The sequence below is a fragment of the Paracoccus versutus genome (genome assembly GCF_000763885.1).
Taxonomy (GTDB): Bacteria; Pseudomonadota; Alphaproteobacteria; order Rhodobacterales; family Rhodobacteraceae; genus Paracoccus; species Paracoccus versutus.
Genome location: NZ_JRKO01000035.1, coordinates 45,257 through 64,763 on the forward strand (window position 1 = coordinate 45,257; position 19,507 = coordinate 64,763).

Below are 19,507 nucleotides of genomic sequence, written 5' to 3' on the forward strand. Positions count from 1 at the left end.
AGGGGGCAGAGAATCCATGCGCGATTCCTCTGATGCAGCGGCTTGGCGCGTATTCGCCGGGCTGCGGGGATGCTGGCCATGACGGCTGCCGAGCGCGCGCAGCGCCATGAGCAGCGCGAGATGGTGACGCTTGTCACCGCGCGGGTGCGCGACGCCATCCTGCGCAAGCCGCATTTCGTCGCGGCCGACACCGACCTGCTGACGCTGTGCCGCGAGCTTGCGGCGCGCGGCATCACCGATGCGCTGGTGCAGGACGGCGCGCGGCTGGGCATCTTCACCACCACGAACCTGGTGCAGGCGATCCTGCGCGAGACGCCGGCGGCGGCGCTGAAGGTTCGCGACTTCACCAGCTTCACCCCGTTTTCGGTCTCGATCGACGACGATCTCTTCGACGCGATGATGATGATGCTGCGCCACCGCATCCACCGCGTCCTGGTGCGCGAGGCGGACGAGGTGGTGGGCATCCTCAGCCAGCTGGACCTGATGGGTTTCCTGGCCAACCAGTCGCATCTGGTCTCGGCCGAGATCGCGCGGGCGACCAGCCCGGCCGAACTGGCCCGGCCCGCCGCCCAGGTCGAGGCGCTGATCCGCGTGCTGAACGAGGACGGCGTGCGCATCGAGGTCATCGCCGGGCTGGTCGGCGGGCTGAACCGGCAGATCTTTCGCCGGCTGTGGCAGATGCTGGCGCCGCAGGCGCTGCGCGAGAACAGCTGCCTGATCGTCATGGGCAGCGAGGGGCGGTCCGAGCAGATCATCCGCACCGACCAGGACAACGCCCTGATCCTGCGCGACGATTTCAGCTTCGACGGGCTTGACCGGGTCACGCAGGCCTTCACCGAGGCGCTGATCTCCTTCGGCTATCCGCCCTGTCCCGGCGGCATCATGCTGAGCCGGCCGCTGTGGTGCCAAAGCGTGCAGGCCTTTGGCGATACCATCCGCGACTGGGTCCATGGCGGCGACCCCGAGGGACCGATGAACCTGGCGATCTTCCTGGATGCCGAGGCGGTGGCGGGGGACGAAGGGCTGCTGGCCGCGGTGCAGGACCGGCTGCGGCGCATCCTGACCGGCAGCGACAGCTTCCACGCCCGCTTCGCCGCCGCGATCCGGCAGTTCGACAGCGGGGCCGAGGGCGGCTGGTGGCGCCGCCTGCCGGGGATGCGCGGGCCCGAGGCGGCCGAGATCGACCTCAAGAAGCTGGGCATCTTCCCGGTCGTGCATGGCACCCGCGCGCTGGCGCTGGAATATGGCGTCGCCGCCACCGGCACCCGCGCCCGCTTGCAGGCGCTGGCCGGGGCGGGGCGCATCGACGCCGGGCTGGCCCGCGACCTGGCCGACGCGCTGCATTGCATGATGGCGCTGAAGCTGGACGGCAACCTGGCGCAGATCGCCCGCGGCCAGCCGCCCGACAACAGCATCCGCCCCGCCGACCTGGGCCGGCTGGACCGCCAGGCCCTGCGCGATTCGCTGAACATCGTGCGCGATTTCAAGCAATGGCTGGGCCAGCATTACCGGCTGGACCTGCTATGAGGCGGCGCGACGGTCCCCGCCCCGAGGTGCTGCTGGCGCTGTGCGGCGCCGGCTTCCTGCTGCTGAACTTTCCGCTGCTGCTGATCTGGGACCAGCCGCTGACGGTGCTTGGCCTGCCGCTTCTGCCGGTGGCGCTGTTCGTGATCTGGGCCGGGCTGATCGCCGCCCTGGCCTGGGTCAGCGCGCCGCGCGCCGGGCGGGGCGCCAAGGAGCCGCCGGACGCCGGGGAGAGGAACGGATGATCCAGCCCGCCCTGGTCCTTGCGGTTTCCTTTGGCTACCTGCTGTTGCTGGTGGCGGTGGCGGCGCATGGCGATCGCCGCGCCGGCCAGGGGCGTTCGCTGATCGACAACAGCCTGGTCTATGCGCTGTCCTGGGGGGTCTATTGCTCGGCCTGGACCTATTTCGGCAGCGTCGGCCGCGCCGCCTCGGGCGGGGTGTGGTTCCTGCCGATCTATCTGGGCCCCATGCTGGCCATGCTGCTGGCCTGGGTGGTGCTGCGCAAGATGGTGCGCATCGCCCGCAGCTACCGCATCACCTCGATCGCGGATTTCATCGCCAGCCGCTATGGCAAGAGCCCGCTGCTGGCGGCGCTGGTGACGCTGATCACCGTGGTCGGCATCCTGCCCTATATCGCCTTGCAGTTGAAGGCGGTCTCGGCCGGCTACGAGGCGCTGACCGGCGGTCCCGGCCCGGCCGATGCGGCCTGGTGGCGCGACGGCACGCTCTACATGGCGCTGTCCCTGGCCGGCTTCGCCGTGGTCTTCGGCACCCGCCACCTGGACCTGTCCGAGCGGCACGAGGGCATGGTCGCCGCCATCGCCTTCGAATCCGCGGTCAAGCTTGCGGCCTTCCTGGCGGTGGGCGTCTTCGTCACCTACGGGCTTTTCGGCGGCATGGGCGACATCTGGGCGCGGGCGCAGGCCCAGCCCGACATCGCCGCGCTGTTGCAGCTGGGCGGCCAGGGGTTCCAGGGCTTCCAAGGCGCGCAATGGTTCACGCTGACGCTGCTGTCGATGCTGTCGGTGCTGCTGCTGCCGCGCCAGTTCCAGATGATGGTGGTGGAATGCGTGAACGAACGCCATATCCTGCCCGCCTCGTGGCAGTTCCCGGCCTATCTGCTGCTGATCAACATCTTCGTGCTGCCCATCGCCATCGGCGGGATGCTGATCTTTGGCGACGGCGGGGCGGGGGCGGAAAGCTATGTGCTGACGCTGCCCCTGTCGCAGGGCGCGGAATGGCTGGCGCTGCTGGCCTATCTGGGCGGGCTTTCGGCGGCGACCGGCATGATCATCGTCGAGACGGTCGCCGTCTCGACCATGGTCTGCAACGACCTGGTGATGCCCGCGCTGCTGAGCCGCGGCCGCTTTGCCCGCACCGGCGGCGACCTGACGCAGCTTTTGCTGAACATCCGCCGGGCCGCGATCCTGCTGGTGCTGCTGCTGGGCTATCTGTATTTCCGCGTCGCGGGCGAGGCTTATGCGCTGGTCTCGATCGGGCTGATCAGCTTTGCCGCGGTGGCGCAATTCGCCCCGGCGCTTCTGGGCGGCATGTATTGGCGCGGCGCGACGCGGGGGGGCGCGCTTGGCGGGCTGATCGGCGGCTCGCTGGTCTGGGCCTATACGCTCATGCTGCCGTCGCTGGCGCGCTCGGGCTGGATTCCGGGCGGGTTCCTGGACGGCCCCTTCGGCCTGGCCTTCCTGGCGCCGCAGCGGCTGTTCGGGCTGACGGGCTTTGACGAGCTGACGCATTCGCTGTTCTGGAGCCTCTTGGTCAACGTCTCGCTTTACGTCGGCCTGTCGCTTGCCGGCCGCGCCTCGGCGCGCGAGGCCAGCCAGGCGCTGCTTTTCGTCGAGGTGTTCCAGCGCGGCGAGGCGCAGCCGGTCTTCTGGCGCGGCCGGGCGCGGCCCGAGGATCTGCGCCGGCTGGCCGGCCGCTTCCTGGGCGCCGCGCGGGCCGAGGCGCTGTTTCGCGACCACGCGCGCGAGACCGGCACCGCGCTGGACAGCCTGACCGCCGATGCCCGACTGGTGGACCGGGTCGAGCGCCAGATCGCCGGCGCCATCGGCACCGCCTCGGCCCGCGTCATGGTCGAATCGGTGGCGCAAGAGGAACCGCTGAGCCTGGGCGACGTGCTGGAGATCATCGACGAGGCGTCGCAGGTGCGCACCTATGCCCGCGAGCTTGAGGAGGCGACGGTCGAGCTGCGCGCCGCCAATGAAAAGCTGAAGAGCCTGGACCAGCTCAAGGACGACTTCATGTCCTCGGTCACGCATGAATTGCGCACGCCCCTGACCTCGATCCGGGCGCTGACCGAGCTGATGCTGGACACGCCCGACATCCAGCCGGCCGAGCGCGAGGAGTTCCTGGCCATCATCCTGTCGGAAAGCGAAAGGCTGAGCCGGCTGGTCAACCAGGTGCTGGACCTGGCCAAGATCGAATCCGGCATGGCCGAATGGCACAATACCGACGTGGACATGAAGGCGCTGATCGTCGCCGCGCTGCGCTCCACCGCCGAGCTGTTCCGCGAACGCGGGGCCGAGGTGGTGCTGGACCTGCCCGAGCAGGTGCCGATGGTGCTGGCCGATCCCGACCGGCTGACGCAGGTGCTGGTCAACCTTTTGTCGAATGCCGCGAAATTCGTCCCCGAGCACCGCGGCCGGGTCGAGGTCGCCCTGCGCCAGCAGGGGGATGAACTGGTGGTCACGGTGCGCGACAACGGCCCCGGCGTCGCGCCCGAGGACCAGGCCGCCGTCTTCGACAAGTTCCGCCAGGGCGGCGAGGCCGGCAACCGCCCGCCGGGCACCGGGCTCGGGCTTCCGATCAGCCGGCAGATCGTGGTTAATCTGGGCGGCAGGATGTGGCTGGACAGCCAGCCGGGGCAGGGGGCGTGCTTTGCCTTCAGCCTGCCGCTTTCGCAGCAAGGGAGGGTCCGATGACGGATAGGGTGCTGATCGCGGATGACGAGCCGAATATCGTCGTGTCGCTGTCCTTCATGCTGAAACGCGAAGGCTACGAGGTGCTGGTCGCCCCCGACGGCACGCAGGCGCTGGCGATGATCCGGGGCGAGCGGCCGCGGCTGGTGCTGCTGGACGCGGCCATGCCGGGGCTGAGCGGCTTCGAGGTCTGCGAGGCGGTGCGCGCCGATCCCGACCTGTCGGGCATCCGCATCCTGATGCTGACCGCCAAGGGCCGCGACACCGACATCGCCCGCGGCATGGGGGCGGGGGCGGACGCCTATGTGACGAAACCCTTCTCGACCCGCGAGCTGATCGTCCGCATCCGCGAGATGCTGGCATGAAGCCCGTGCCGCGCCGCCTTCTGCTTGCCGTCGCGCCGGGGCTGGCGCTGGCGCTTTGGGCGCTGCTGGGCGCGGGGCTGTTCCATGCCTCGCTGCCCCTGGGGCTGCGCGGCGGGCTGGCCGCCGCCCTGGGCCCGGCGCTGCAGGCCAGCGGCGCGATCCTGTTCGGCTGGTGGCTGGCCGGCGCGGCGCTGGCGGGCTGGGCGGCGGCGCGGCTTCATGCCCGCCATGTCGAGGCGCCGGCGCGGCTGGCCGATGCGGCGCGGCTCTTGGCCGACAATGCCGATGCGCCGCGGCTGGAGGCGGCCGGCGCCCCCGCCCTGGCCGCGCTGGCCGATGCGGTGAACCGGCTGGCCGACCAGCGCCAGACCCTGCGGACCGACATGGCCCGGCTGGTGGCCGAGGCGCAGCAGAAGGTGGCGCAGGAACGCGACCAGCTGGGCGCGCTGATGGCCGAGCTGCGCCAAAGCGTCGTGGTCTGCAACCTCGACGGCCGCATCCTGCTGTACAACGACCATGCGCGCGGGCTGTTCCACCGCGTCTCGGGCGGGCAGCTTGCCGGCGGGGCCGAGGCGATCGGGCTGGGCCGCTCGATCCATGCCGTCATCGACCGCGCCCTGATCGACCATGCGCGCGAGACGGTGGACCGCCATATCGCGCGCGGCGAGGCGGCGGTTTCGGCGCAATTCGTCACCACCACGCCCACAGGCAGCCTTTTGCATGTCGTGCTGGCGCCGGTGCGGCCGCAGGCGGGGGCGATCAGCGGCTATGTGCTGCTGCTTGACGACATCACCCAGGATTATGCCGCCCAGTCCCGCCGCGACCGCCGCCTGACCGAGCTGACCGAGGCCAGCCGCGCCTCGCTGGCCAATATGCAGGCGGCGCTGGACATGCTGGACTATCCCGACCTGGAACCGGCCGAGCGCGACGGCTTCCACGCCATCGTCCGCGACGAGGTGGCGGCCATGGGCCAGCGGCTGGCGGCGATGACCGCCGATGCCTCGCAAGAGATCCTGACCCGCTGGCCCCTGCAGGAGATGCTGGGCGACGACCTTCTGGCAGCGGCGGCGCAGCATGTGCTGGCGCAGACCGGCCGGGTGGCCAAGGTGGAAAGCGCCGACGGCGGCCTGTGGCTGCGGCTGGACAGTTTCTCGCTGATCCAGGCGCTTGGCGCGCTGGCGGGGCAGCTGGCCGGGCCGCAGGGCATGCCGCCGCTGACCCTGCGGCTGGCGCCCGCCGCCACGCCGGGCTGGGCGCATCTGGACCTGGTCTGGCCGCTCGATGCGGCCTCGGGCGCGCATGGCATCGCCGACGCCAACGCCCGCGACATCGCCGAGCGGCATGGCGGCGAATTGTGGCTGGAGCAGGACCGCCCGGCGGGCCTGTCGTTTTTCCGCTTCCTGCTGCCCACCGCCTCGGCCGGGCCCGAGGCCGAGGCGCTGGAGCCGCGCCCGGAGTTCTATGATTTCGACCTGTTCGCGGCCAGCGATTCCAGCCGCTCGCTGGACGACCAGCCGCTGGAGCGGCTGAGCTATACCGTCTTCGACACCGAGACGACCGGCCTGAACCCGGCGCAGGGCGACGAGATCATCCAGATCGGCGCGCTGCGCATCCTGAACGGCAAGATGCTGCGCGGCGAGCGTTTCGACCAGCTGGTCGATCCGGGGCGCGAGATCCCGCCCGAATCCATCCCCTACCACGGCATCCGCCCCGAGATGGTGCAGGGCCAGCCCCGCATCGCCGCGGTGCTGCCGGCATTCCACAGCTATGCCTCGGACACGGTGCTGGTCGGCCATAACGTCGCCTTCGACATGCGCTTTTTGCAGATGAAAGAGGCGGCGACCGGGCTGCGCTTCGACCAGCCGGTGCTGGACACGCTGCTGCTGGCCAGCATCGCCCAGCCGCACGAGCCCTCGCATTCGCTAGAGGCCATCGCGGCGCGGCTGGGGGTCGAGATCACCCAGCGCCACAACGCGCTGAGCGATGCGCTGGTGACGGCCGAGGTGTTCCTGCGCCTGCTGCCGCTGCTGAAGGCGCGGGGCATCGTCACCCTGGGTCAGGCGCGCGAGGCGGCCGAGCATTCCTATTACGCCCGGCTGCGGTATTAGCGGGCTGCTGAAAAAGTCCTTGCGACAGGACAGCGCGGGCGGGGAACCGGGAAATCCGCCTCAACTTTGCCGAAAACACCCCATTTCGGGCCGATATCAGCTGGCTCCAGAACGATTTCCGCTGCGTCGCCCTCTCAAAATCCTTTTTCAGCGGCCTGTTAGCGGGCAGGGCCGCCACCGGCCCTGCCGATGGCGCGCGTGGGATTACAGCGCGCCCAGGTTCCACAACAGCGTCTCGCCCGAACTGTCGTCCACGCCGTCATTGTCGGTCACGACCCAGGCATCGCCCTGCGCGTCGAAGGCCAGCCCCTCGACCTTGTCCACCACATAGCCGTTGGTCAGCGCGCGCAGGTCCGGGATCAGGTCGCGCGCCTCTTCCTTGGCGACGATGGGCAGATCACCGCCCAGCGGGGCCGGCTGCAAATCGGCCAGCGCCACGCGGAAGATCTTCTTCACCGCCGCCTTGTCGCCGATCAGGTTGTCGCGCTCGATGACATAGGCATGCTCGCCCTTTACCGCGATTTCCGAAAGGCCCATCCAGCCCTCGCCCTTCGGTTCCAGCGGATAGCGCACCGCGCCCCATTCCCCGGCGTCGAGGTCATAGGCCAGGAGCTTGACCTGCCCCTGCGGATCGTCGCCCCATTCCCGCTGCATCGCGACCCACAGCAGGTTGCCCACCTTGGCGATGCCTTCCGCGCCGAAGCGGGTCTGGTGCGCCAGCAGTTCGGCGGGCAGGGCGATTTCCCTGGTGATCTCGCCCGCCTCGTTCACATGCAGGATGGCATGGGGCACCAGCTTGGCCGCATCCCCCTCGTTCGCCAGCCAGAAGCCGCCCTCGCCATCCGAGGTCAGCCCCTCGATGTCGAGCTTCTGCGCCGGATCGCCGCCGCGGGTGACGATGGTCTGCCCGACGATCCGCGCCGGTTTCGCGCCGGTGTCGATCTCGTAGATCGAGGGCATGGCCGAATAGACGCTGTCCGAGGCGGCGAACAGCCGGTCCGCCCGCCCAGGGGCCGAGGCCAGCGCGCCAAGCGCGCCCCAGCCGATCAACCCGTCCGACCCGGCCGAGGTCAGCATCGGATAGGCCGGTTCCGCATCCGTGCGCTCGAAGATCATCACATGCGCCCGTGCGGCGCCATCCTCGCCCAGGTCGGCCTCGTTGGCGGTGACGAACAGGTTGCGCGCGGGAATGGCGACCGCGCCTTCGGGCGAGATGCCCGAGGGCAGGATCTGCATCAGCTTCGGTGCCGCCGGGTCGGTCAGGTCATAGACCGCCACGACCGAGGCGCGTTCGGACAGCACGAACAGACAGGGCGTCTCGCCGAAGCGGGCGAACTCGACGCTTTCGATCTCCACCCCCTTGGATTTCGAGCGTTTTTCCGGGTAGTGGCCGATCTCGGCGATGGCATGTTCCAGCGTGGCGCCGGATTCGTAAACCACCGTGCCGTCCTTGTTCCAGATGGTGAAGCCGCGCGAGCCGCCCTTCCAGTCCCCTTCGTTGGCGGTGACGAAATGGTCGGCGTCGATCCATTTCACCCCGTCGGGTTCGCGCGGGATCGGGTCGGTCTTGCCGGTAAAGTCCAGCCGGCCGTCGGTCCTGGTATCGACATTCTCCAGCGCGACCGTGCCGGCCGGGAAATGCGCGGCCAGCGTGCCGTCGGCGCCGATGACGGCGATGTGGTTGTTTTCCTGAAGCGTGACGACGATCTCGCCCGCCTCGTTGATGTCCACGAATTCGGGCTCGGGGTCTTCGGGGGCGATCTCGGCCAGGCCGGCCAGGTCGATCCGCTGCATTGCCGCGCAATCGGGCGCGCCGTCGCGGACCGGCAGCCTGACCAGGAAACCGGCGGGCATCTGCGGCAGGCCGCCGTCGCCCGCGTCCTCGTCGCGCTCGTTCTCGATCGCCACGGCCAGGAAGCTGCCGTCCGGCGCCACCGCCACCGAATCCGGCTGGCCGCCCAGGTCGCAGGAGGCGACCTCGGCCGCGCCTTGCAGGTCGATCACGGCCAGCCGCCCCGAGGGGTTGGCATGGTTTTCCGAGGTGTTCACGCCGACGAAGGCCCGCGTGCCGATGATATGGGCGGTCGTCGGCTCGCCATTCAGCGCGACATTGCCCAGCGGCTTCGGCGCCTTGGGGTCGCTGATGTCGATCAGCCCGACCACGCCCAGCGGGCTGTCGGTATAGATCAGCGTCATCCCGTCGGGCGAGGCCGAGATGATCTCGGCCGAGGAAGGGCGCCCCCTGTCCTCGTCCCCGGCCATGTTGGCGACGACCGGGAACGAGGCGATGCGGTTGAAGCTGTCGGAAAGCGCGGGGCCGGCAAGAAGCGCAAGCATCGAGGCGGCGGAAAGCAGGCGGGCGGTCATGGCAACTCCTGAGATGCGGATCGCGCGGACGCTAGGACCGGCATGCAACGGTCCGGTTACGGATGGCGGACAGTTTCATGTCATTCCGGGCATTTGCCGCGCGGATGCGCGAGGCGGCCGCCCGAACAGGGAAAAGCCCCGCTCCGGGGTCGGAGCGGGGCGGGCCCTGGGTCGGGTCGAACGGTTTGGAAACGCCGGTGATGCAGGAAAAAGGGGTAACAGGGGCTGCGTTGACGATGAAATGTGCCGTGGCATCATCGTCGGGCCGGCCGTGTGTGCGCCGGCGCACAGTCGCGCCAGAAAATCGCCGCGCCGGCGTTCAGCCGGCCTCGGCCCGGTTCTCTGCCAGCACGCAAAGCAGTTCGAACAGCACCGTCGCGCCGGTCAGCGCGGTGATGCCGCCGATGTCGAAGGGCGGCGAGACCTCGACCACGTCGGCGCCGACGATATGCAGCCCGGCCAGGCCGCGCAGCATCGCCTGCGCCTCGCGCGTGGTGAAGCCGCCGATCTCGGGCGTGCCGGTGCCCGGCGCCATCGAGGGGTCGATGCCGTCGATGTCGAAGGTGACATAGGCCGGCGCATTGGCCATCAGGGCGCGGACCTCGGCCATCACCGCGTCCGGGCCGCGGCGGGCGAATTCCTCGATGGTGATGATGCGCACGCCCTGGTCCCTGGCCCATTGATGCTCGTCGGGGGCATAGACCGAGCCGCGGATGCCGATCTGCACCATGCGCCGGGGGTCCAGCACGCCCTCTTCTATGGCGCGGCGAAAGGGCGTGCCGTGGGTATAGGGGTTGTCGCCGAAATAGCGGTCGGCGGTATCGGAATGGGCGTCGAACTGCACCAGCCCCAGGGGGCCGCGGGCGGGGTCGGCCTTGCGGATCGCGCGCAGCACCGGCAGCGTGGTCAGGTGGTCGCCGCCGACGCTCAGCGGCAGGGCGCCCTGGGCGCAGATCCGGGCGATGCCCTCTTCGATCTGGCGCAGCGCCGCGGCGGGGTCGATGGGCTGGACCGCCAGGTCGCCCACATCGGCCACGGCCAGCCGCTCATAGGGGGCGATGCCGGTCACGGGATGGACGCGGCGGATCAGGCTGGACTGGTTGCGCACCTCGCGCGGGCCGTGGCGGGCGCCGGCGCGGTTGGTGGTGCCGCCGTCCCAGGGAATGCCCAGCAGCGCGACGTCGAGCCCCTCGGCGCTGGCGACGGCCGGCAGGCGCATGAAGGTCGCATGCCCGGCAAAGCGCGGGATCAGGGCGGCGTCGACGGGTTCGTGCAGGGGTTTGGGCATGGTGGCTCCGATGGCTGGATGGCGGGGTCGGGCGCATGATGCGGCGGGCCGGCGGGGTTTGGCAAACTGGATCGCCGCCGGAAGGCCCTTGCCCCCCGCGTCAAGGCTGGTGCAACCTGGGGCCCTGCGACCTAGGGTCGGCAGGTGCTTCGAAACGGCCCTTGCCCGTTTGCGCCCACGCGACCCGACGATCCCCAGGCCGGGATCGCGGCCGCGCGTCCTTGGCAGCGGAGTCATGCCCATGAAACACCGGGTCGTCGTCATTGGTGCCGGCTTTGCCGGGCTGCAGGTGGTGCTGGGGCTGAAGGGCGCGGGTTGCGCCATCACCCTGATCGACCGGCGCAACCATCACCTGTTCCAGCCGCTGCTCTACCAGGTGGCGACGACGCTGCTGGCGACCTCGGACATCGCCTGGCCGATCCGTGCGCTGATGCGCGAACGAAAGGACGTGACCACGCTGCTGGCCGCGGTGGAAGGCATCGACCGGGCCGCGCGCGAGGTCGTCCTGAGGAACGGCGAGCGCGTGCCCTATGACACGCTGGTCGTCGCCACCGGCGCCCGCCACGCCTATTTCGGCAAGGACCAGTGGGAAGCCGATGCGCCGGGGCTCAAGACGCTGGAGGATGCGACCACGATCCGCCGCCGCCTGCTGCTGGCCTTCGAGCGCGCCGAGCTGACCGGGGATCCGGCCGAGCGGCAGGCGCTGCTGACCTTTGCCGTGATCGGCGCCGGGCCGACCGGGGTCGAGCTGGTCGGCATCATCGCCGAGCTGGCGCATCGCATCCTGCCGGCCGAGTTCCGCCGCATCGACACCCGGCAGGCCCGCATCCTGCTGATCGAGGCCGGACCGCGCATCCTGCCCGCCTTCAGCGACAGGCTCTCGGCCTATGCGACGCGCGCGCTTAAGCGGCGCGGCGTCGAGGTGATGACGGGCGCACCCGTCACCGAATGCTCGGACAGCGGGATCGTGCTGGACGGCCGCTTCATCCCGGCCCGCACGGTGATCTGGGCGGCGGGGGTGCAGGCCTCGCGCGCCCATGACTGGCTGGGGGCCGAGGCGGACCGCGCCGGCCGCGTCGTGGTGACGCCCGAACTGACCCTGCCGGGCGACCCCGCGATCTTCGTCCTGGGCGATACGGCGCATGTCGAAACCGGCGGCCGCGCGGTGCCGGGTGTCGCCCCGGCGGCCAAGCAGCAGGGCAAGCACGCGGCCCGGACCATCCGCGCAAGGCTCGCGGGCAAGCCGCCGCCGGGTGCCTTCCGCTATCGCGACATGGGCAACCTGGCGACCATCGGGCGCAACGCGGCGGTGATCGAGTTCGGCCGCTTCAAGATGACCGGCTGGTTCGCCTGGTGGGTCTGGGGCATCGCCCATATCTATTTCCTGATCGGCACCCGCTCGCGGCTGTTCGTGGCGCTGAGCTGGCTGTGGGCGTTCCTGTCCCGGCAGAACTCGGCCCGGCTGATCACCCAGCGCGAGGCCGGGCACCGCTAGGCGCGGCCCCTCAGGTCAGGGGCAGGATCGTCATGCCCGCCGTGGCCGCGGTGGCCAGGACGGCGGGGATGTCGGGCTCGTTCGGGGTCGGCAGGCCGTTGAAATCCTCGGGCAGCGCCTGGCCGATGCCGGTGAAGAACTGCTGGTGCATCCGGCCCGGCGCGTTCAGGATCAGCATCCGCGCCGGCGCCTCGCCCACCGCCTTGAAGGCGTGGACGGCGCCGTCCGGGATCGGGACGAAATCGCCGGGACCGGCCAGTCGCTCCTGCCGGTCGATCATGAAGCCCACCTGCCCCTCGAGGACGAAGAAGGCCTCGGTCTCGCCGGCATGATGGTTGGGCGGCGCGCCGGCGCCGACCGGAACCACGCATTCAACAAAGGCAATAGCGGTCCTGCACCTCGTCCGGGAAGGCGTGGAAGGTCATGAAGATGTTCAGGACATTGTATTTCCGGGGCCTGCTGGTCATGGCACTCGTCCTGTTGAGTCGCATCTGCCATGATGATGCTCTGATCCCGTGATAAGACAATAGTCTCATGAAGGGCAAGCCATGCTGGCAGGCAAGGGCCGGACGGCACAAAAGCAGCGCACGCGGCGCGCGATCCTCGAAGGAGCGCGGGAACTGATGCGCCAGGGCAAGCCGGTGACGGTGGCGGCCGCCGCCGGGCTTCACGGCATATCCAGGGCGACGGCCTATCGCTATTTTTCCGACCCCGCGATGCTGGTGGCCGAGGCGGGGCTGGACATCGCGGTAAAGCCCTATGAGGAAATCGTGGCCGGCGCGGCCGACCTGCGCCAGAGGCTCAGGGCGATCAGCCTGTATATCTTCGACCTCTCGACCAGCCACGAGGCGCGGTTCCGGCAATTCGTCGCCATGACGCTGGCCGCATGGTCGCCCGAGGATGCGGCGGGGCCGCAGATGCGCGGCGCCCGCCGCGTGGGGCTGTATGAACGGGCCTTGCAGGAGGATGGCGGCGGGCTGGCGGCGGCGCGGCGGCAGGCGCTGGTCCGCGCGCTGTCGACGGCGACAGGCACCGAGGCGATGATCGCGCTTTACGACATCGTCGGCGCCGATCCCGCCGCCGCGCGCGCCACGGTGGCCGAGATCGCGGATGCGATCCTGGACCGCTATCTCGGGCCGGCCCGGACGGGGCGCGACGGGATGGGCCGCGACGATCCCCAGGGCGGCCGCGCGGAAGCCGGTTGCGACCGGGCCGAAAGCTGATAGCAATGATGCAGGCCGTGCCACCGGGACCGGGGGCGAAGGCGGCCGGGACGGCAGGAGGTGGAGGATGCCTGCGGCGGACAGGCCGTTGCGCAGCCGGGTGGCGGCGGCGAATGGCGCGGGATGCGACTTTCCCATCCAGAACCTGCCCTACGGCGTGTTTTCCACCCAGGGCAGCGCGCCGCGCTGCGGCGTGGCCATCGGCGACATGATCCTGGACCTGGCCGCATGCGAGGCGCGCGGGCTGCTGGATGCAGGCGGCACGTTCTCGCAACCGCGGCTGAACGGGTTCATGGCCTTGGGGCGGGGGCAATGGGACGCGGTGCGCGCCCGGCTGACCGTGCTGCTGGCCGAGGGGGCCGAGGGCGACCTGCCGCTGGTCGCCATGTCTGATGCGCAGATGCACCTGCCGATCCGGGTCTCCGAGTTCACCGATTTCTACGCCTCGCGCCACCATGCCTTCAACGTCGGCGCGCTGTTCCGCGGACCCGAGAACGCCCTGCCGCCGCAATGGACGCATATGCCCATCGGCTATAACGGCCGGGCGTCCTCGGTCGTGGTCTCGGGCACGCCGATCCGGCGGCCGATGGGCCAGGTCCGGGGCGAGAACGGTCCCGAATGGACGCCCTGCCGCCGGCTGGACCTGGAGCTTGAGCTGGGCGCCATCGTCGGCGCGGACAGCGAGATGGGCCAGCGGATCGGTGTCGAGGATGCCGAGCGGATGATCTTCGGCTATGTGCTGCTCAACGACTGGTCGGCGCGCGACATCCAGGCCTGGGAATACCAGCCGCTGGGCCCGTTCCAGTCCAAGGCGCTTGGCACCACCATCGGTGCCTGGATCGTGCCGCAGGCGGCGCTGGAGCCGTTCCGCTGCGCCGGCGCGCCGCGGGAGAACCCGCTGCTGCCCTATCTGCAGGAAAAGCGGTCGGGGCTTTACGACCTGGAGATCGGCTGGACCATGAACGGGCAGGTCATGGCGCGGACGAATTACAACGTCATGTATTACTCCAGCGCGCAGCAGCTGGCGCATCACACCAGTTCCGGTTGCCCGATGCGGGTCGGCGACCTGCTGGGCTCGGGCACGATTTCGGGGCCGGGCCGCGACCAGGCCGGCGCGCTGCTGGAAATGACCGAGGGTGGCCAGGTGCCGGTGACGGTCAATGGCGCACCGCGCCGCTTCATCGAGGATGGCGACGAGATCGGGCTTTTCGCCCATGCGCAGGGCGCGGGCTATCGCATCGGCTTCGGCCCCTGCACCGGCCGCATCCTGCCGGCCCGGCCATGAACGCGGTCCTGAACGCGGCCCCGGCGGCGGCGGATGCCGTGCCGCCGGCCATGCTGCGGCATCGGCGCGCGGCCGAAACCCGCCCGGCCCGTTGATCGGCGCCGCGCGGTCGGGCAACATCGGCCAGGCGCGGGCTGACCGATCAGGCGCCCATCCGGCCGCCGGCAGGGAGAAGACATGGAGAAGAGGACCGAGTTCCACATCTGGTATTGGATCCTGGCTTTCCTGGCCGTGATCCTGCTCCAGGATCTGCTGTCGGGCGCGCGCGACGTCGCACCGATCAGCTACAGCCAGTTCGAGGATTACCTGGAGCAGGGCCGCATCTCCTCGGTGGCGGTGGGCGGCGACCGCATCACCGGCAATTTCAACAGCCCGGTCGACGGCCGCAACCAGTTCGTCACCACCCTGGTCGATCCGGCCGTCCTGGAACGCATCGACCAGGCCGGGGTCGAGATCAGCGGCGTGCCGCAGAACACCTGGCTCGGCGCGCTGCTGTCCTGGGTGGTGCCGGTGGTGCTGTTCCTGGCGCTGTGGATGTTCGTCTTTCGCAAGTTCGCCGAGCGCCAGGGCCTGGGCGGCTTCATGCAGGTCGGCAAGAGCCGGGCCAAGGTCTATATGGAGAAAGAGACCGGCGTGACCTTTGCCGATGTCGCCGGCGTGGACGAGGCCAAGGCCGAGCTGGAGGAGATCATCGCCTTCCTGCGCGACCCCGAGGGCTACGGCCGCCTGGGCGCGCGGGTGCCCAAGGGGGTGCTGCTGGTCGGCCCGCCCGGCACCGGCAAGACGCTTCTGGCGCGGGCCGTGGCGGGCGAGGCGGGCGTGACCTTCCTGTCGATCTCGGGCTCGGAATTCGTCGAGCTGTTCGTCGGCGTAGGCGCCGCGCGGGTGCGCGACCTGTTCGAGCAGGCCCGCAAGAGCGCCCCTGCGATCATCTTCATCGACGAACTCGACGCGCTTGGCCGCGCCCGCAACTCGGGCCAGTTCACCGGCGGCAACGACGAGCGCGAGCAGACGCTGAACCAGCTGCTGTCCGAGCTGGACGGCTTCGACCCCTCGTCCGGCGTCGTGCTGCTGGCCGCGACCAACCGGCCCGAGATCCTCGACCCCGCGCTGCTGCGCGCCGGCCGCTTCGACCGGCAGGTGCTGGTGGACAAGCCCGACCGCAAGGGCCGCATCGACATCCTCAAGGTGCATATGAAAAAGGTGCGGCTGGCCCCGGATGTCGAGGTCGGGCAGGTGGCGGCGCTGACGCCGGGCTTTTCCGGCGCCGACCTGGCCAACCTGGTGAACGAGGCGGCGCTGCTGGCCACCCGGCGCAGCGCCGATTCCGTGGCCATGGCCGATTTCAACCACGCGGTCGAGCGCATCGTCGCCGGGCTGGAAAAGCGCAACCGCCTGCTGAACCCGCGCGAGCGCGAGATCGTCGCCTGCCACGAGATGGGCCATGCGCTGGTCGCCATGGCGCTGCCCGGCGTCGACGTGGTCCACAAGGTCTCGATCATCCCGCGCGGCATCGGCGCGCTCGGCTATACCATCCAGCGCCCGACCGAGGACCGCTTCCTGATGACCCGCGCCGAGCTGGAGGACAAGATCGCCGTCCTCCTGGGCGGGCGGGCGGCGGAAAGCGTGGTTTTCGGCCATCTCTCGACCGGCGCGGCCGACGATCTGGTCAAGGCGACCGACATCGCCCGCGCCATGGTCACGCGCTACGGCATGGACGATGAGCTGGGCCATGTCAGCTATGACAGCGACCGCCCCGGCTTTCTGGGCACGAACGAGCAGGGCTCGTGGCTGAGCCGGCGCTATTCCGAGGCCACGGCGCAGCGGATCGACGCGGCGGTGAAGCAGATCACCGACAGGATCTTTGCCCGCACCGTGGCGCTGCTCGAGGCCAATCGCGACCTTCTGGACCAATCCGCCCGCGAATTGCTGGAGCGCGAGACGCTGGAGGATGCCGAGCTGCGCGCCTTTGCGGCAAGGGTGCGGCCGGCGGCCGCGGCCGCCTGAGCCCCGCCGGGTCGGTCAGGCCAGCAGGGCCGCCATCCCGCGCACCCGCGCCAGGGCCGCGGCATTCAGCGTCCGGGCGGCCTCGTCGGTCTCGGCCTCGGTGTAAAGCCGCAGCTCCGGGGCGTTGCCGGACGGGCGCAGGTGGATGATCGCGCCGTCCGCGAAGGTCATGCGCAGCCCGTCGGTCTGGTCGATCCGCCGCAGCCCGCCGGCCAGCGGGCCGAATTGCGCCTCGATCCGGGCGCGGCTGTCCGCCTCGCTGCCCGCGGTCAGCCAGGCCAGGATCGCCTGGGAATCCTGGGTCGGGAAATCCTGCAGCCGGTCGCTGAAGGTCACGCGCCGCGGCAGGCCGGCGCAAAGCTCGGCCAGCGGCCGCGCCCTGGCCGCCGCCAGCACCGCAACCACCGGCAGCACCGCGTCGCGCGTCGGCAGCGCCGCCAGCCGGCGCCCGTCCCGCGCGACCTCGCTGCCCAGCAGGAAGCCGCCGTTCGCCTCGTAGCCGCAGACGGGGCCCAGGGTCTCGCACGCCGCCTCGTCCATCGCGGCGATGACATGGGGCGAGCCGATGCGGGTGCGGATGGTGCGGGCGAATGCGCCGCTCAGTTCCAGCGCGGTGTTGCTGCTGACCGGGGTGACGACGCATTCGGCGCCCAGTTCGCGGGCGCAGATCAGGCCCAGCAGGTCGCCGCGCAGCCATTCGCCGCGATGATCGGCCAGAAGCGGGCGGTCGGAATCGCCGTCGGTCGAGACGATGGCGTCCAGCCGGTGCCGCGCCGCCCAGTCCCGCGCCAGGGCGACGTCCTCGGGCCGCAGCGCCTCGGTATCGACCGGGATGAAACGATCCGAGCGGCCCAGCGGCAGAACCTCGGCCCCCAGCGCGCGCAGGATGCGGGCGATAAGGTCGCGGCCGACGGCGGAATGCTGGTAAAGCCCCAGCCTCAGCCCGGAAAGCGCATCGCGGCCGAAGAAATCCACATAGCGGGCCAGATAGCCCTCTTCGATGTCCACGGGCTGGGGCAGGGGCGCCGCCTCGGCCAGCATGCCGTCGGCGCCGAAGCGCCCGGCGTCCGGCGCCAGCACCTGCCGGGCGATGCCGGCCTCGTCTGGCTTCAGGATCTCGCCGGCGGGGCGGTGGAACTTGATGCCGTTGCGGTCGTCGGGAATATGGCTGCCCGTGACCATCAGCGAGGGGATGGCCCGGCCAAAGGCGTAATGCGCCAGCGCCGGCGTCGGCACATGGCCGCAAAACAGCGGCCGCCCGCCCGCGTCGCGGATCGCCTGGGCGCAGGCCCGCAGGATGCGCGGGGTCGAGGGGCGCAGGTCGCCCGCCAGCGCCACCTCGGTTCCGGGGGCGAACGCGCCGATCTCGCGCAGGTATTGCAGGAAGCCCAGGACGCAGCCATGGGCCACGCGGTCGGTCAGCGCGCTGGCCAATCCGCGCGCGCCGCTGGTGCCGAAGGCGACGCCGCTTTGCGCCATCAAGGCGCGGACGGTGAAGGGGCCTGTCTCGGTCATGCTCGAAGCTCGCTCTTTGGAAAGCCGATCATGCAGGCGAGCCGGGCGGTTCGTCCAGAGCCGCCGTGCCGGGTCTTGCGTCTTCACCGTTCTCCAAATACTCCAGATCCGGTGCCGGGATGCGCCATGGCTGGCCAAGGGGCCAATGCGCCGCCGCTTGCGGCGCTGGCAAGCCGCTGAAAGCGGTGGCAGAATGCGGCGATGCACCCGGACCAGATCCTCAGCCGCCTTGCCGTGTCGCTGGCCATCGGCCTGCTGGTCGGGCTCGAACGCGGCTGGCGCACCCGCGACGAGCGCGAGCATCAGCGCGCCGCCGGCCTGCGGACCTTTGCGCTGGCCGGGCTGACCGGCGGCGCCACCGGCGTGCTGGCGCTGGATTTCGGCGGCTTGGTGATCGGCATCGTGTTCTGCGGCTTCGCGCTGGTCTTTGCCGCCTTCCAATGGCTGGAATCGCGGCTGGACCGGAATGTCAGCGCCACCTCGGCGGTGGCGGGGATGCTGGTCTTCCTGCTGGGCGCGCTGGCCGTCACCGGGCCGCTGGTCCCTGCGGTCGCCGCCGCCGTGGCGATGACGCTGCTCCTGGCGGCGCGCGAACACCTGCACCGCTGGGTCGCGGCGCTGAGCTGGGCCGAGATCCGGGCGATCCTGACGCTGGCGGCGATGTCCTTCCTGCTGCTGCCGGTCATCCCCGACCGCAGCGTCGATCCCTGGGGCGCGGTCAACCTGCGCGAGATCTGGCTGCTGGCGATCCTGATCGCGGGGATTTCCTTTGCCGGCTATTTGGCTGTCCGGGCCTTCGGCGACCGGCTTGGGATCGTGGTGATGGCGGCGGCCGGGGGGCTTGCCTCATCCACCGCGACGACGCTGGCCTTTGCCCGGCTGGGCAAGGCCCAGCCCGGCGCCGCCCGGCTGCTGGCCGCCGGCATCCTCATCTCCGGCGTCGTGATGCTGGTTCGCGTCGGCGTGGTGACGGTCGGGCTGAACCGGGCGCTGCTGGCGCATCTGGCCCCGCCGCTGGCGGCGGGGGCGGTGGCGATGGCCCTGGCGGCGGCGCTTTTGCTGTGGCGGCGGCCGGCGCAGGCCGGGCCGGCGCTGCCGATCAGCAACCCGCTGGCGGTGGGCACGGCGCTGAAGATCGCCGCCTTCATCGCCCTCGTGCTGCTGGCGGCCGAGATCCTGCGCCGGCATTATGGCGATGTCGGCGTGCTGATCATCGCCGCGATCTCGGGCATCGGCGACGTGGATGCGGTGTCGATCTCGATGGCGCGGCTGGGCGGCGGCGACCTGGCCACCCCCGTCGCCGCGCAGGCGATCCTGGTCGCGGTGGCGGTGAATACCCTGTCCAAGGCGGCGATGGCGGGGCTGGTCGGCGGCCGGCGCATCGGCGTGATC

The 19,507-nt window shown here is 70.5% G+C and carries 14 protein-coding genes; 10 read left to right on the top strand and 4 right to left on the bottom strand.

From position 1 onward, the window contains the following. The first annotated feature begins 78 nt into the window (after positions 1-78). The 5 genes from IT40_RS16220 to IT40_RS16240 are packed head-to-tail and all read left to right on the top strand — an operon-like array spanning position 79 to position 6,935. Positions 79-1,527 carry a putative nucleotidyltransferase substrate binding domain-containing protein gene (locus IT40_RS16220; RefSeq protein WP_036757469.1) on the top strand — a complete coding sequence of 483 codons (1,449 nt, stop codon included), beginning with the start codon at positions 79-81 and terminating at the stop codon, positions 1,525-1,527. Further along, the gene (locus tag IT40_RS16225) at positions 1,524-1,769 is read left to right on the top strand and encodes a hypothetical protein (protein ID WP_036757410.1); all 246 of its coding nucleotides are present in this window, start codon (positions 1,524-1,526) and stop codon (positions 1,767-1,769) included. The genes IT40_RS16220 and IT40_RS16225 overlap by 4 nt, the downstream gene beginning before the upstream one ends. Next, a complete protein-coding gene (locus IT40_RS16230; RefSeq protein WP_036757413.1) occupies positions 1,766-4,465 on the top strand; it encodes an ATP-binding protein in 2,700 nt (899 codons plus the stop codon). Before IT40_RS16225 ends, IT40_RS16230 begins: the two co-directional genes overlap by 4 nt. Continuing rightward, the gene (locus tag IT40_RS16235) at positions 4,462-4,827 is read left to right on the top strand and encodes a response regulator transcription factor (protein ID WP_036757416.1); all 366 of its coding nucleotides are present in this window, start codon (positions 4,462-4,464) and stop codon (positions 4,825-4,827) included. The genes IT40_RS16230 and IT40_RS16235 overlap by 4 nt, the downstream gene beginning before the upstream one ends. After that, positions 4,824-6,935 carry a 3'-5' exonuclease gene (locus tag IT40_RS16240; protein ID WP_036757419.1) on the top strand — a complete coding sequence of 704 codons (2,112 nt, stop codon included), beginning with the start codon at positions 4,824-4,826 and terminating at the stop codon, positions 6,933-6,935. The genes IT40_RS16235 and IT40_RS16240 overlap by 4 nt, the downstream gene beginning before the upstream one ends. Before the next feature lie 204 nt (positions 6,936-7,139). Here the strand turns inward: IT40_RS16240 and IT40_RS16245 are convergent, their stop codons facing one another. Both IT40_RS16245 and speB read right to left on the bottom strand, forming a co-directional pair. After that, positions 7,140-9,302: an esterase-like activity of phytase family protein gene (locus tag IT40_RS16245; protein ID WP_036757422.1), complete on the bottom strand. Its 2,163-nt coding sequence runs from the start codon at positions 9,300-9,302 to the stop codon at positions 7,140-7,142. Between the two features lie 319 nt (positions 9,303-9,621). Then, positions 9,622-10,590, bottom strand: a complete 969-nt coding sequence (gene speB / locus IT40_RS16250) for an agmatinase (RefSeq protein WP_036757425.1) — start codon at positions 10,588-10,590, stop codon at positions 9,622-9,624. Between the two features lie 241 nt (positions 10,591-10,831). Between speB and IT40_RS16255 the strand changes: the two genes are divergently transcribed. Beyond that, on the top strand, positions 10,832-12,085 hold the full coding sequence (locus IT40_RS16255; RefSeq protein ID WP_036757428.1) for an NAD(P)/FAD-dependent oxidoreductase: 1,254 nt from the start codon (positions 10,832-10,834) through the stop codon (positions 12,083-12,085). A 10-nt stretch (positions 12,086-12,095) separates the two neighbouring features. On the opposite strand, the gene IT40_RS16260 is transcribed toward IT40_RS16255, so the two are convergent. Next, positions 12,096-12,452 (bottom strand): cupin domain-containing protein, encoded by a 357-nt coding sequence (locus IT40_RS16260; protein ID WP_243700123.1) that lies wholly within the window; start codon positions 12,450-12,452, stop codon positions 12,096-12,098. 181 nt (positions 12,453-12,633) lie between these two features. On the opposite strand from IT40_RS16260, the gene IT40_RS16265 reads away from it, so the two are divergent. From IT40_RS16265 to ftsH, 3 genes are all read left to right on the top strand, one after another. After that, positions 12,634-13,308, top strand: a complete 675-nt coding sequence (locus IT40_RS16265) for a TetR/AcrR family transcriptional regulator (protein ID WP_036757431.1) — start codon at positions 12,634-12,636, stop codon at positions 13,306-13,308. Positions 13,309-13,375: 67 nt separating this feature from the next. Then, complete coding sequence (gene fahA / locus IT40_RS16270; protein ID WP_036757434.1) at positions 13,376-14,593, top strand: fumarylacetoacetase; 1,218 nt, start codon at positions 13,376-13,378, stop codon at positions 14,591-14,593. Between the two features lie 177 nt (positions 14,594-14,770). After that, on the top strand, positions 14,771-16,600 hold the full coding sequence (gene ftsH, locus IT40_RS16275; protein ID WP_036757437.1) for an ATP-dependent zinc metalloprotease FtsH: 1,830 nt from the start codon (positions 14,771-14,773) through the stop codon (positions 16,598-16,600). Between the two features lie 15 nt (positions 16,601-16,615). Here the strand turns inward: ftsH and IT40_RS16280 are convergent, their stop codons facing one another. Then, positions 16,616-18,115: a phosphomannomutase gene (locus IT40_RS16280; protein WP_036757439.1), complete on the bottom strand. Its 1,500-nt coding sequence runs from the start codon at positions 18,113-18,115 to the stop codon at positions 16,616-16,618. A gap of 201 nt (positions 18,116-18,316) precedes the next feature. Here IT40_RS16280 and IT40_RS16285 point away from each other — a divergent pair. Further along, on the top strand, positions 18,317-19,507 hold a 1,191-nt coding region (locus IT40_RS16285; protein ID WP_036757443.1), incomplete at its 3' end, for an MgtC/SapB family protein.